Origin of the sequence: Qipengyuania qiaonensis (assembly GCF_019711515.1) — a bacterium.
Classification (GTDB): Bacteria; Pseudomonadota; Alphaproteobacteria; order Sphingomonadales; family Sphingomonadaceae; genus Qipengyuania; species Qipengyuania qiaonensis.
In genome coordinates, this window is sequence record NZ_JAIGNO010000002.1 from 418,391 (window position 1) to 431,632 (window position 13,242).

At 65.1% G+C, this 13,242-nt stretch carries 16 protein-coding genes; all 16 read left to right on the forward strand.

What is annotated here, in order from left to right; genetic code table 11:
* Positions 1-217 precede the first annotated feature (217 nt).
* The 16 genes from K3174_RS04960 to K3174_RS05035 are packed head-to-tail and all read left to right on the forward strand — an operon-like array spanning position 218 to position 13,191.
* Entirely contained in the window at positions 218-1,411 is a 1,194-nt protein-coding gene (locus K3174_RS04960) for a sigma-54 interaction domain-containing protein (RefSeq protein ID WP_247711880.1), read from the forward strand.
* Positions 1,408-1,773, forward strand: coding sequence for a flagellar hook-basal body complex protein FliE (gene fliE / locus K3174_RS04965; protein ID WP_221556224.1), 366 nt, complete (start codon positions 1,408-1,410; stop codon positions 1,771-1,773). Before K3174_RS04960 ends, fliE begins: the two co-directional genes overlap by 4 nt.
* A 3-nt stretch (positions 1,774-1,776) precedes the next feature.
* Positions 1,777-3,399, forward strand: a complete 1,623-nt coding sequence (gene fliF / locus K3174_RS04970; protein ID WP_221556227.1) for a flagellar basal-body MS-ring/collar protein FliF — start codon at positions 1,777-1,779, stop codon at positions 3,397-3,399.
* Positions 3,396-4,415, forward strand: a complete 1,020-nt coding sequence (fliG, locus tag K3174_RS04975) for a flagellar motor switch protein FliG (RefSeq protein WP_221556228.1) — start codon at positions 3,396-3,398, stop codon at positions 4,413-4,415. The genes fliF and fliG overlap by 4 nt, the downstream gene beginning before the upstream one ends.
* A complete protein-coding gene (locus K3174_RS04980) occupies positions 4,408-4,983 on the forward strand; it encodes a FliH/SctL family protein (RefSeq protein ID WP_221556237.1) in 576 nt (191 codons plus the stop codon). Before fliG ends, K3174_RS04980 begins: the two co-directional genes overlap by 8 nt.
* Positions 4,971-6,302: a FliI/YscN family ATPase gene (locus tag K3174_RS04985; RefSeq protein WP_221556239.1), complete on the forward strand. Its 1,332-nt coding sequence runs from the start codon at positions 4,971-4,973 to the stop codon at positions 6,300-6,302. Before K3174_RS04980 ends, K3174_RS04985 begins: the two co-directional genes overlap by 13 nt.
* A gap of 55 nt (positions 6,303-6,357) precedes the next feature.
* A complete protein-coding gene (locus K3174_RS04990) occupies positions 6,358-6,678 on the forward strand; it encodes a hypothetical protein (RefSeq protein WP_221556243.1) in 321 nt (106 codons plus the stop codon).
* A 60-nt stretch (positions 6,679-6,738) separates the two neighbouring features.
* Entirely contained in the window at positions 6,739-8,073 is a 1,335-nt protein-coding gene (locus tag K3174_RS04995; protein WP_221556246.1) for a hypothetical protein, read from the forward strand.
* 32 nt (positions 8,074-8,105) lie between these two features.
* Positions 8,106-8,690 carry a flagellar basal body-associated FliL family protein gene (locus K3174_RS05000; protein WP_221556248.1) on the forward strand — a complete coding sequence of 195 codons (585 nt, stop codon included), beginning with the start codon at positions 8,106-8,108 and terminating at the stop codon, positions 8,688-8,690.
* Complete coding sequence (locus K3174_RS05005; protein ID WP_221556261.1) at positions 8,687-9,583, forward strand: FliM/FliN family flagellar motor C-terminal domain-containing protein; 897 nt, start codon at positions 8,687-8,689, stop codon at positions 9,581-9,583. The genes K3174_RS05000 and K3174_RS05005 overlap by 4 nt, the downstream gene beginning before the upstream one ends.
* Positions 9,584-9,588: 5 nt before the next feature.
* The gene (gene fliN, locus K3174_RS05010) at positions 9,589-9,912 is read left to right on the forward strand and encodes a flagellar motor switch protein FliN (protein ID WP_247711881.1); all 324 of its coding nucleotides are present in this window, start codon (positions 9,589-9,591) and stop codon (positions 9,910-9,912) included.
* Entirely contained in the window at positions 9,912-10,193 is a 282-nt protein-coding gene (locus tag K3174_RS05015; RefSeq protein WP_221556263.1) for a flagellar biosynthetic protein FliO, read from the forward strand. Before fliN ends, K3174_RS05015 begins: the two co-directional genes overlap by 1 nt.
* Complete coding sequence (gene fliP / locus K3174_RS05020; protein WP_221556271.1) at positions 10,190-10,957, forward strand: flagellar type III secretion system pore protein FliP; 768 nt, start codon at positions 10,190-10,192, stop codon at positions 10,955-10,957. Before K3174_RS05015 ends, fliP begins: the two co-directional genes overlap by 4 nt.
* A gap of 5 nt (positions 10,958-10,962) precedes the next feature.
* Positions 10,963-11,235: a flagellar biosynthetic protein FliQ gene (locus K3174_RS05025; protein ID WP_221556273.1), complete on the forward strand. Its 273-nt coding sequence runs from the start codon at positions 10,963-10,965 to the stop codon at positions 11,233-11,235.
* A 10-nt stretch (positions 11,236-11,245) separates the two neighbouring features.
* Positions 11,246-12,031 (forward strand): flagellar biosynthetic protein FliR, encoded by a 786-nt coding sequence (fliR, locus tag K3174_RS05030; RefSeq protein ID WP_221556276.1) that lies wholly within the window; start codon positions 11,246-11,248, stop codon positions 12,029-12,031.
* A complete protein-coding gene (locus tag K3174_RS05035; protein WP_221556277.1) occupies positions 12,028-13,191 on the forward strand; it encodes an EscU/YscU/HrcU family type III secretion system export apparatus switch protein in 1,164 nt (387 codons plus the stop codon). The genes fliR and K3174_RS05035 overlap by 4 nt, the downstream gene beginning before the upstream one ends.
* Positions 13,192-13,242 lie beyond the last annotated feature (51 nt).

Here is a 13,242-nt window from a genome sequence, read left to right on the forward strand (position 1 = left end):
ACCGACAGGAATGCGACCAGCTTAAGGGTCAAATTATTCAAGACCTTAACGGCTGTTAACCATATACGTGATTCCACTAAGTCTAAAATTATCCAAACGTTGGACGTGCAGGCCCCATTTGCCGGTTCGTCGATAAGACTTGCCAACGGGGGCACTGATGGACGGGATTACGAAAACCCAAAATTTTTCGCGGGCACACGGGACGATCGATGCGAGGATGGCTGGCATAGCCTCGTCCCTGTTCATGGATCGGCCGGTGACGCTGGCGGACGAAAGCGATCGCACTTCGGACCTGGGCGGCCGGACGATCCGGCTGGCGCGCGGTCAGACTCCCGCGATCGCAGTTTCCGGGGCCGGGGGCACGATCACCTATAGCGATCCCATCGCCGAGAGCAGCATTGCGGCCCTCGTCGCCATGACTTACGCCGGCGAAGGGCCGGTCGCTGCCGATCCGGCATCGCTGTCGATCATCGCACTGGCCGATCGTCTCGCCCGGACGGATATTCCGGTGCTGATCAACGGCCCCACGGGCACGGGCAAGGAAGTGTTGTCGACCTTCATCCATCGTCGCAGTGCCCGTGCGCAGAAGCCGTTCATCGCGGTCAATTGCGCGGCCATTCCGGAAACCATGCTGGAAGCGATGCTGTTCGGTCACGAAAAAGGATCGTTCACCGGAGCGAACGCCGCCGGCGAAGGGTTCTTCCGCGCTGCCGATGGCGGCACCCTGCTGCTGGACGAAATCGCGGAAATGCCGCTGTCGCTGCAGGCCAAGCTGCTGCGCGCCCTGCAGGAAGGCGAAGTCGTGCCGATCGGCGCGACGCGCCCGATCAAGGTGGACGTGCGCATTATCGCCTGCGCGAACCGCGACTTGCCGCACGAGGTGCAGGAAGGCCGCTTCCGCGCCGACCTCTATTATCGCCTCAACGTATTTCCCATCGAGATGCTGGCTCTGCGCGAACGCCGCGCGGATATCGCGCCGCTGGCATTCACCATGCTGCTGCGTCATGTCGCGAAAGGCGAACGCTTGCCGTGGATCAGCAACGCTGCCCTCGCGGCGCTTGCCAACTACCCTTGGCCGGGCAATGTGCGCGAGCTCGAAAACGTGATACGCCGGGCGCTGCTTCTCTCGCAGGGCCATGCCGAGATCGGTGTCGAGCATATCGTCTTCGACATGACCGCCCGCGCGGTCGAGAAGCCGGTCGAGCCTGCGGAAATCGCAGCGCCCGAGGCCGCGGCGAAGCTGTCGAAGATCGTGCAGATTTCCGAAGCGCGCGCAATCATGGAGACGCTCGAATCGGTCGGTGGCCATCGCGCCAATGCCGCCCGCGCCCTGGGGATCAGCGAGCGCACGCTGCGCTATCGTCTCGCATCCTTCCGTGAAGCCGGTATTGCAGTGGGAGCAGGCCGATGAACCCCGTCGGAGGTATCGGCGGTGGCGGCTCGCTCGAGCAGATCATCGCCCTGCGCCAGCAGATCATCGATCGCTCCAAGGTACTGCAGGAAATTCACCAGCCCAAGGCTGCCGAAGCGACTCAACCGGCCGGCGCCGCCGCGCCGAGCTTCGGCGATTCGCTGCGCAATGCGCTGGAGAACGTCAACGCCGTCCAGGCCGAATCCGGACGCATGACAGCCGCCTACGAACGCGGCGAGGAAACCGATATCGCCAAGGTGATGCTGGCCCGGCAGGAAGCCGGGGTCGCCTTCGAAGCAACTCTCCAGGTCCGCAACAAGCTGCTTGCCGCGTACCAGGAAACCATGCGGATGGGAATTTAATCCATGAACGGTCTGGTCCCTGCCGGGAGCCCCGGCTCCGGCGTGCTCGCCCCGCTGACGGGTGGCACGGGGTCGTTTGGCGAACGGCTGCGCGCCTTTACCGCGCAGCCGGCCGTGAAACGGGCACTGCCCTGGTTTGCCGGTCTGGCCGGTGCGGGGCTGCTGGCGCTGACATGGGCGACGCTGTCGCCCGCCCCGCAGCGCGTGCTCTACTCCTCGCTCGCCGATGCGGAGCGTGCCAGTGTCGTGGCCACGCTCGATCAGGCTGGCATCGATTATACGATCGACAACGGCACCGGCGCACTGACTGTCGGCGAAGACGATGTCTATCGTGCGCGAATGCTTGTCGCTTCGGACGGATCGCTCGCGGCTCCCGAAAGCGGCACCGATCTGATCGAGAACCTGCCGATGGGCGCGAGCCGGACGCTCGAAGGCGATCGCCTGCGCGCCGCGCAGGAACGCGAACTGACGCTTACGGTCATGGAAATCGACGGTGTCGAAGCGGTCCGCGTCCACATTGCCAAGGCCGAACGGTCGGTCTTCGTCCGCGAAGATGTCGCCCCGTCCGCTTCGGTCATGGTGCGCATGGCGCGCGGCCGCCAGCTGACCGATGGTCAGGTGATGGCCATCGTCAATCTCGTCGCGGCGTCGGTTCCCGGCCTCGGCATCGATGCCGTGAAAGTCGTCGATCAGCACGGCAAACTGCTGACGCAGACCCGCGATCCCAATAGCGGGCGGATGGATCTGCAGGCACAGATGGAAGCCAAGCTGAATGCGCAGGTCGATCACCTGCTGGCGCCGATGTTCGGCACGAATGCTTTTACCTCGCAGGTTCAGGTCGAGCTCGACATGAACGAAGTCACGTCGGCGCGCGAAAGCTACGACAAGGATGGCACGATCCGCCGCGAAACGACGCAGTTGTCGCAAAGCGGCGGTACGCAGGCCGGCGGGATCCCCGGCGTGCTGGCGAATACGCCGCCCGCCGAAGGCGAGCCGCGTCAGGGAGCTCCCGAAGATACCCAGGCTGCCGCCAATGCCGGTGGAGTGGGCGAAAGCAGCGCCACCCGGCTCTACGAGATGGGCCGCGAGGTTTCCGTTTCCAACCTGTCGCCGGGTACGATCAAGTATCTCTCGGTGGCGGTAGCGATCGACCAGGCCGCGCTGGCCAAGGCGAGCGCCGCCGATATCAACAAGGTCAAGGAACTCGTCACTGCTGCCGTGGGCGCCCGCCAGGATCGCGGCGATCAGGTCACCGTAGTGATGCGCGCCTTCGAAAAGGTCGAAAGCGAAGAAGTGCCGTTCTACGAAACGAGCTGGTTCGGCATGGCCGTGCGCAACGGCGTGGCCATTCTCGGCGTGTTGCTGGTGCTGCTGCTGGCGGTGCGCCCGGCGATCAATGCGCTGCGGAGCGGGGCCAGGAGCGGCGACTCCATCGATCAGGAGGGTGGGGGCCTGACCCCGGCGCTCGGCGGACCGGCGATGGGCGTTGCGACGCCATACGACCGGCAGGCGCTCGACGGCCAGATCGAGCTGGCCCAGCGTATCGCGCGTGAGAATCCCGACGATGCCGTGCTGGCGCTACGCCGCCTGCTGGCCGAAGATGCGCGCCCGGGAGTTTCGGCATGACCGTGCAAACCGAAACATTGTTGGGCGGGACCGACAAGGCGGCGATCATGGTGATGCTGCTGGCCGAGGAAGACGCATCTCGCATCCTGAGCCAGCTGACGCCCGACGAATTGCGCCAGCTCGCCGGCACCATGTGCGGGATCGGCGAGGTGGAACCCCAGGCGATTTCCGATGCCATTGCCGGCTTTTCGCGCTCGACCGAACATAACGGGATTTCGGGACATGGCCGGGTCGACAATGTCCGCAGGCTGCTGAACGGCGCGGTGGGCGAGGTGAAGACCGACAATCTGATGCGCCAGGTGGCGCCGGAAGCGCAGGAGGAAAGCCTGCCGGCGCTCGGCCTGCTGCGGTGGCTCGATCCGAAGATCATCGGGGAGATTCTTGCCGACGAACATCCGCAGGCGATCGCCGTCCTGCTGCTCCAGCTCGACACCGATGTCGCTGCCGCGGCGCTGGCGGCGTTGCCGGAAGACCTGCACACGCCCGTGCTTCATCGTGTCGCCCGGCTGGGCCCCGTCTCCCGCCAGGCGATCGACATTCTCGAGCACACGCTCAACGCCAAGATCGAAAAGCTGCACGGTACGATCCCGCTCACCATGGGCGGTATCAGGCATGCGGCGGACATCATCAATCGTTCGCATCGCAGCGTCGAGAAAAACGTGATGCCCAAGATCGGCAAGATCGACAAGCAGCTCGCCAAGGAACTCGAGAACGAGATGTTCAAGTTCGAGCATCTGTTCGTGCTCGATATGAAGATGACCGGCGTCCTGCTGCGCGAGATCGAAAGCGACACGCTCATCCTTGCGCTCAAGGGGCTCGAGGAAGAGCAGCGCGAACAGTTCTTCGGGGCGATGTCCTCGCGCGCGGCAGACGGACTGCGCGACGAGATCGAGGCGCGCGGCCGGGTCAAGAAGGCCGATGTCGAAACGGCGCAGAAGGAAATCGTCGCGGTTGCCAAACGGCTGATCGCCGGTGGCGAGCTCATCATGGGCGAGGGCGACGAGGATTATGTCTAAGATCGCCTATGCCGCGCTCGGCCGGCCGGGAAGCTTTTCCCGCGATGCCCGCTATTCCAAGCCTCAAGCCGCGGCCGCCCCGGTCGAAACCGAGGACACGGCCGAAAAAGCCTATCGTGCCGGTTACGAAGACGGGCAGGTGTCCGCGCGCGCCGATTTCGAAGCGCAAATGAACATGGAGCGCGCGGCACGATCGGCCATAGAACTGGCCTTCGCCCGGTTCGATGCCGACAGCGAGCGATTGCTGCGCGACCGGATGCTGGCGACGGTTCATGCGCTGTGCGAGGAAGCCGTGCTGCCGCTCGCGCTCGATGCCGAAGGCCTTGCCCGGCGCGTCGAGGCGGCTGCCGCCATGCTCCAGCGCAAGCACGACCAGCGGATCATCCGCATCCATCCCGAAGATCTCGAGCTGGTCAAAGCCAGTGTCGCGGCCGATCTCGAACTGATACCCGACGGCAGCGTCGAACGCGGCGGATTGCGGGTCGAAACCGAGGATGGCGGTGTCGAGGACGGGCCGCAGCAATGGCGGCGCGCGCTTGCCGAAATCTTCGACACATGCACGCACTGATCGACCGGACATTCTCGGCCGTCGCTTCGGCCTCGCTCGATCTGGCTCCCCGCCGGTTCGGGCGCGTGGTCGCCTGCGACGGGGGACTGATCGAGGTTTCCGGCCTCGGCATTCCCATCGGCACGATCTGCACCATCGCCCAGGGCGGATCGTCCGAACATCGGGCGGAGACGATCGGCTTTCGCAACGGCCACACCATGATGATGATGCTCGGCGATACGGTGCTCCTGCGCCCCGGCGCGATCGTGCGGCCCGATGGCCGGCCGGGCATGCTGAATGTCGGCGCCGAATTCCTCGGCCGCGCGGTCGACGGGGCGGGCGAACCGATCGACGGCGGCGGACCGGTCATGGCGACCACCAGCTGGCCTGCCGGCGGATACCGGGTCGGCGCGCTCGACCGCTCGCGCGTGACGCAGGTATTCGACAGCGGCATCCGCTCGCTCAACGCGCTGACGACCTTCGGCATCGGCCAGCGGATCGGCATCATGGCCGGTTCGGGCGTCGGCAAGTCGGTCCTCATGGACATGATCGTCGATAACGCACAGGCCGATGCGATCGTCGTCGGGCTGATCGGCGAGCGTGCCCGCGAGGTGTCCGATTTCGTCACCCGGCATATGGCGGGCGACCGCGCGACGAAGACAGCCATTGTCGCCGTCCCTGCGGACCATGCCGCGAACCTCCGCCTGCGCGGTGCAATGCTGGCGACATCCATCGCCGAACATCTGCGCTCGCAGGGCAAGCGGGTCCTCCTGATCCTCGACAGTCTGACCCGCGTCGCCCATGCGGCGCGCGAAATCGGCATCCTGCTTGGCGAGCCGGGCGCGGCCCGCGGCTATCCGCCCTCCGCGCTGTCGGCGATTACCAAGCTGATCGAACGCGCCGGCAATTCCGAGGAATCCGGCGGCGCGATCACCGGAGTGTATACCGTGCTTGCCGATGGCGACGACCAGAACGACCCGGTCGTCGACACGGCGCGCGCCATCCTCGACGGGCATATCGTCCTGTCGCGCGAAATTGCCCAGCGCGGTCAGTACCCGGCGGTCGATGTCGGCGCCTCGCTCAGCCGCGTGATGAACGACATCGTCACGCCGGACCATGCCGCCCATGCGCGGCGGTTCCGCGCGCTCAGCGCGACATACGAGGCCAATCGCGATCTCGTGATGATGGGGGCGTACCGGCAGGGGGCCGATCCACTGTTAGACGAAGCCATCGCGCTGCATCCGCGGATGAGCCGCTTCCTGTCGCAAGGCTATGGCGAATGCGTGGATATCGCCACCGCCGCCGACCAATTGACGGAACTTGTCGGCCGTGACGCCTGAACGCCGGAAGCTCAAGCGTGCCCAACTGATCCAGCGGATACGGTCCGTCGAACACATGCAATCCGCCGCGGCAGCCAGCGAAGCGGAAGCGACCCGCGCCCGTCTTCTGGGCGTGGCCGAGCGAACCCGCAGCCTCGCAGCGCATTATGCCCAGCGCGAAGGCGATATCGTCGGTGCCGATCTGCGCAGCGGCAAGGCCATGGGCGACCAGTTGCAGAAGCTGACCGAGTTGAGCGCCAGGCAGGCCGAAGAGGCGGAGCTCCACTCCCAGGCGAGGCGGGAAGTTCTGGCCCAATCCGATCTGCGCCTGCGCAAGGCCGAGGAAGGCACGCGCGAGCTGGTGCGCAAGATCGTGGCGAGCCTGGAAAAAGGTTGATCGCCCCGCGGTTTGGCACGCTTCTTGATAGAATATCCGTGAAAGCAACACGGATCTGCCATGACCTTCTCAATCGCCCTTCCAAGATCGACCGAAACACTATCGTTCGCGGGTTCCGCCGAAAGCGAAAACGGTTCGAAAAGCGGTGCTTCGCAGGACATTGACGGCTTTGCCGACCTGCTGAACCAGCTCGCATCGATCCTGCCTGCCATGGCAGTCCCGTCGGGCGACGCGAAATCGGCCGCCGGGGATCGGCAAACCGGCGAATTGCCGACCGGCAAGACTTTGCCGCCCTTGCCGGCAGATGCCGGGAAAGGCGGAACCGAACGCTTCAGGAAGATGGGCCTGCTGGGCGTGCCCGCCGCGGTAATGTCGGGCGTCGTTGCTTCGCCCGCGATACAGATCGATGCCAGACCGGGCGGCGCCGAAGCCAAGGCGATGCCGGAAGCCATGCTGCCCGGGAAGCTTTTCGCTTCGGGTCCGGTGGATGTCGACGCGTCGACCGAACAGCCGGCGGCAGGATTTCAGGTTCGTATTGCCGCGGCGGACAAGCCGCACGATGCGAAAACCCGGATAGAGCTGCTCACCTCCCTCAAGGAGATTGCCATTCGCCCGCACGGCCCGGCTGCGGCTTCGCAGGATAAGGCTTCGGCCGATCGGCTCGGTCAGGGAGCGGCAGCCACTGCGGCAGTACCCAACCCGATCGACGCCAAACTGGCGACGGCACCCGCCACTGGCGGCCAGGCCCCCGTGCAAGCCGCGCTCGCTGCTGCCGATGGCAAACCCGGGGAGGACAAGCCCGCCACCAAGGAACATGCTTCGCGTGTCTCCGCCACTCCGTCTGCCGACACGGCCAGGAGCGCGCAGCCCACGGTCGCGACCAGCTTCGAACAGCCCATCGGTACAGAGCGGCTCGTCGCCGCTGCGCCGCGTGTGGCGGCCGCCGACCAGTTCGCCAATGTCGAGCGGGTTGTCGAACACCTCATGGCGGCGCGTCAGATGGACCTGTCCAAGCCGACCGCCATCTCTGTCGCGCACAAGGAGTTCGGCGCACTGACCGTGACCTTCGATCAGTCGGCCGGGGGAATGAATGTCGAAATCGCGGCCGATAATCGCGAGGCCCAGCGGGCGCTTGCAGCAGCGATGGCCGGCGATCGTGGAACCGGGCGTCAGCACGACACCGGCGGAAACTCGCTTCCCACTGCCAACCAGTCTGCGCCAGCAACGGCCGACCGTGGCAGCTCGAGCGGCAATTTCGGTGCCGGAACCGGCCATGGCGGCGGCCACGATAGCCGTCCCCAGCATTCCGAACAGCGTGGACGCCAGGGCGAACGCGCTCCGTCCGGAAACCCGCAGCCCGCACACACGACCGGCGACGGCGCGCACTACGCCTGATCTGTCAGCATCCCACTCAACAGGATTTCACCATGTCGAACGAAAAAGCTTCCGAAGAAACCGTCAAGAAGAAGGGCGGCAAGCTCAAGCTGGTGCTATTCGCACTCGTGCTGCTGGGCGCGGGCGGCGGGGGCACCTATGCCGCCTTCGCCAGTGGCATGCTGGGCGCCCACGGAAAGCACGAAGAAGACAATAGTCCCAAGCTGGTGCGCAAGGGCGACAAGGACCCATATGCGTTCGGCGAGGACGACAAATCCAAAGAGAAGGCACCGGTCGTCCACGGAACGGGCGGCGGCGAATACCGCACAGCCTACTACAACTTCACCGACGAATTCACCTCCAACCTCGCGGACGGTCCCGCCCTGATCCAGGTGAGCCTGGCCGCCTCGACCCATTACGACGGACGCGTACTGATGTGGTTGAACGAGCACGAAACCGCCGTCCGCTCGCGCGTTCTGGCCGAACTGGCCGCCACCGGCGAAGCCGATCTTGCCAGCATCCGCGGCAAGGAAGAATTGCAACAGCGCCTGACCAAGGCGATCAATGAAACGCTCGAGGAGCGCGAAGGCTTCGGCGGCGTCGACAGCGTCTATTTCCGGTCTTTCATCGTCCAATGATCAGCACCCCGATCCCCGAGGCTGCGGCGCGTGCCGCATGCCATTGCGACGAGCTGCTGAGCCGCGCGGCAACGCCGCCCGAACTCGATATCGAGTTCGCGCGCTTCGCCCGTGGCGTCGCCGAACAGGCGCGCGGCCAGCTTTCCACACTGTGCGACGACCGTGGGCTGGATGCGGAGATCGTCGATACCGAACTGATGCCGGTCGCGGACTGGTTTGCGGAAGTGGGCACCGCGCATCGCCACAGTTTCTATTCGATGGGCCAGGAAAGCCGCGGTATCCTTATCTCGGTGCGGATCGGCGAACTGGTCGGCCAGTTCGAGCGCATCCTTGGCGGCACGGGTGAAGTGGATGAACGCTGCACGGTCCTGCCGGCATCGGCCAAACGCTTCGCCCAGCAGTTCGAAGACCGGATGGCGGACGTCCTGCGGAACACCAGCGACCGGCGCGGCATTGCGGCGACTGCCCATGGCGAGGAAGTGGAGCAGGTCGCCCCGTTCGCGCCGGGCGAACGCGTGTGGACCGCAACGCTCTCGATAACATCGACCAAGACGGCCCGCGCCTGGCGGGTTCGCTTTGCAGCTTGTCATTCGACCATCGCGGACATCGTCGGCACCCGCGCCGTCTCGCCCGCGACGGGGCGGACCATCGGCGCGCGCGGGATCGACGGTTCGGCGATTGCCGAAGTCGACCTTCCGCTGCGGGCGGTGCTGGTCGACGTGCCGATGTCGATCGCCCGGCTGGCCAGCCTCGAACCCGGCGCCGTCATTCCCGTCGCGGTCAACCGCAACGTCCCGCTGATGACCGGCAATCTCACCATCGCTCATGGATGCGTCGGCGAACTCGACGACCGTGTCGCACTCGAACTTACCCAAACATTCCTTTCGGAGTAGAATTCATGGCTTCGCATGCAGATGGCTTCGGCCTCATCCAGGACATCGACGTCCGTCTCACCGTGGAACTCGGCCGCAAGTCGATGCGCCTGCGCGACGTTCTGGCGCTGGGCGAATCCAGTGTTATCGAACTCGACCGTCTGACCGACGAACCGCTCGACATGTTCGTCAACGGCAAGCTGATCGCGCGCGGCGAAGTGGTCGCCCAGGGCAGCCGCTTCGCGATCCGGGTGCTGGAGATCGTGGGCGCGTCGTCGAGCGAATCGTCGCTCGATCGCCGCCCACAGCCGATCACCGTCACTCCGGCCGGTGCGGGCGAGGCTGCCTGATGTTCTGGTACATCCTCAAGCTCCTGATCCTCTTGCCCCTGATCGGGGTAATGATCTGGGGCAGCCTCAAGCTGGCCAAGAAGATGCAGGGCCAGTTCGGCGCGCCTGCGGGCGGTAGCAAGGCCGTGCGCATCGTCGAAACCACGATGCTGTCGCCGACGCTGCGCCTCGCCGTGATCGAATTCCACGGGCGCGAAATTCTCGTCTCGACCTCGCGCAACGGCCTCACCCGGCTGGCCGAAGCGCCGGCCAGGCCGCAAACTCAGGAAATCGTTCAGTGATTGCCCGTCTTGCCAAGCTGGCGGCCGCTCTGGCCGCGCTGATCTACCCTGCAATGGTGCAGGCCCAGACCGGCGAAGCGGCCGTATCGGGTGCGCTCGACCGGGCATTCGGCCAGATGGCCGGGGCAGGCGGCGAACCGCTGAGCCTGTCGCTCCAGCTGCTGCTGGTGATGGGCCTGCTGACCATCCTGCCTGCCCTGCTGCTGATGATGACCAGCTTCACGCGGATCATCGTGGTGCTGGCGATCCTGCGGCAGGCGCTGGGTCTGCAGCAATCGCCGCCCAATCAGGTGCTGATCGGGATCAGCCTGTTCCTCTCGCTGTTCATCATGGCGCCGACGCTGGAGCGGGTGAACGAAACCGCCATCGCCCCATATTCGGCAGAGCAGATCGGCGCCGAAGTCGCGATCGAACGGGCGGGGGACGAATTCCACGCCTTCATGATCCGCCAGACGCGCGAATACGATCTCGAAATGTTCGCCGACATCGCCGGTGCAGGGCAGTTCGCCAGCCCGCAGGACGTGCCGTTCTCGATCCTGCTGCCCGCCTTCGTGACCAGCGAACTGAAGACCGCATTCCAGATCGGCTTCATGCTGTTCCTGCCCTTCCTCGTCATCGATCTCGTCGTCTCCAGCGTGCTGATGAGCCTGGGCATGATGATGATGAGCCCGATGATCGTTTCGCTACCCTTCAAGCTGCTGCTGTTCGTTCTCGTCGACGGCTGGGCGCTGCTGATGGGCTCGCTCGCCTCAAGTTTCGGATAGATATCATGGACGAAAGCGCCGTTCTCCTTTCCATGGCCGACCGCATGTTGTGGATCGCCGCCCTGGTCGCCGCCCCCATCCTCCTGGCAAGTCTCGCCATCGGCCTGGTTATCGGCCTTGTGCAGGCCGCCACTTCGGTCAACGAACAGACGCTGACCTTCGTACCCAAACTGGGGGCGGTGGCCTTTGTCCTGGTCCTCCTCGGCGCCTCGATGATGGCGGTCGTGGGCGATTTCACGCAGGACATTTTCGCCGAGATCGCACGGATCGGCGACTGAGGCAGGCGCGGTGAACGGGCTCGATCTCGGCATTGGCGCGCTGGAGCAGGACATGTGGCGGGTCGTCTTCCTGATGACCCGGCTCGGGGCCGCGCTGCTTGCCGCACCGTTTTTCGGCGCCACCTCGGTGCCGATGTCGGTGCGCGTGTCGATCACTGGGGCGCTCGCCATCTTCGTGTCGATCTGGATGCCGGCCATCGAAACCCCGCCGGCACTGCTGTCGCTTGATGGCATGCTGGCCATTGCCGGCGAGGTGATCGTTGGGCTGGCGCTGGGCTTCGTGCTGCAGCTCGCCTTTGCCGCGCCGACCGTGGCCGCCGAACTGATCGGCGGCGGTATGGGGATGAGCATGGCGGTTTCGCAGGACGCCATGGGCGGCGGGACGACCACCTCCTTCGGGCAGTATTTCATCATCGTGCTGACGCTGATCTTCCTGGCGACCGGCGCGCATCTGCACTGGATCGCGCTGGTGACCGAAAGTTACAACGCCTTTCCGCCGGGTCAGACCTGGCTTGGTGCCGAGCGGTTCGCCGCGATTGCGGGTTTCGCCAGCTTCATGTTCGAAACCGCCTTGCGGATCGCCCTGCCGGTCACGCTGATCCTGCTGCTGGTGCAGGTGCTGACCGGCATTCTCAGCCGTTCGGCACCCTCGCTCAACCTCTTCGCCCTCGGGCTTCCGGCGGGCGTTCTGGCGGGGATGGCGGCCCTCATCATCTCCGCACCGCTGATCTACGACCAGTTCACCGGCCTCGTCGGCGACGCGCTCGACCAGACCGAAAGCGTGATCGTGCGATGAGCCAGGAGACCGCCGGCGAAAAAACCTTCGCCCCCACGGAAAAGCGCCTGGCCGATGCCGCGAAGAAGGGCGACGTTCTGCGCTCCAAGGATGCGGGCACGGCCGCGGTGATGCTGCTGGGCGGGGCCTGGCTGGCGCTGGCCGGACCTTGGCTACTCGACGGGCTGTCGCGGCTGGCACGCGACGCTTTCATCTTCGATACGCGCGATGTCAGCGATTTTAGCGTCGACGCCCTACTCATGCACGGCCTCCTACTCACCCTCCCCGCGATACTGACGCTGGCAGTACCCGTCATCCTTGTCACTCTGGTGTCCCAGCTCGCTTTCGGGCGCGGCCGCTGGGTGCCCGACAACCTCAAGGCCAAGGGTCAGCGGATCAACCCTCTGTCCGGTCTCAAACGCATGTTCGGCCCGCAAGGTCTGGTGGAAATGGGCAAGGGTCTACTCAAGATCACGCTGCTCGGCAGCATCGCTGCGGCCTGGTGGTGGTCCAGCATGGAAACGATCGTCGGACTGGGCAGGGGTAATCTCTCGGCCCAATTGACCGCGGCCTGGCACGCGATCGTCTCGCTGATATTCGCGCTCGGTGCAGGCCTTGTGGTGATCGCCTTCGTCGACTTGCCGATCCAGTGGCTGCGCCAGCAAAAGCGGCTGAAGATGAGCCACCAGGAAATGCGCGACGAAAACAAGGAATCCGAAGGTTCGCCCGAAATGCGCGCCGCGCGGCGCCAGCGCCAGCGCGATATCGCCACCGGTTCGGTCGCCGGCGCCATGCGCGAAGCGCAGTTCGTGCTTACCAACCCGACCCATTTCGCCGTCGCCATGACCTACGATCCGGCCAAGGCCTCCGCCCCGATCGTGCTCGCCAAGGGACGCGGCGACAAGGCAATGGCGATGAAGGAACTGGCCCGCGAACTGGAACTGCCGACGCTCGAAATTCCGCAGCTTGCCCGCTCGGTCTATTACACCACGCGCGAACGGCAGATCATCTGCGAAGATCTCTATGGCGCGGTCGCATCGGTCCTCGCTTACGTTTTCTCGCTGAAGCGGGGCGAAACGCCGACCCTGCCGACGGTCGATATTCCGGCAGCTCTGCGATTCGACGCAGATGGTCGATTGACGGTTAATCCGCAGCCGGATGCGTCGTTATCAGTGCGATGAACATTTCGACCTCCTCTATCGCCTCCTCTCTGGGAATTGGCAGCGGCGTGG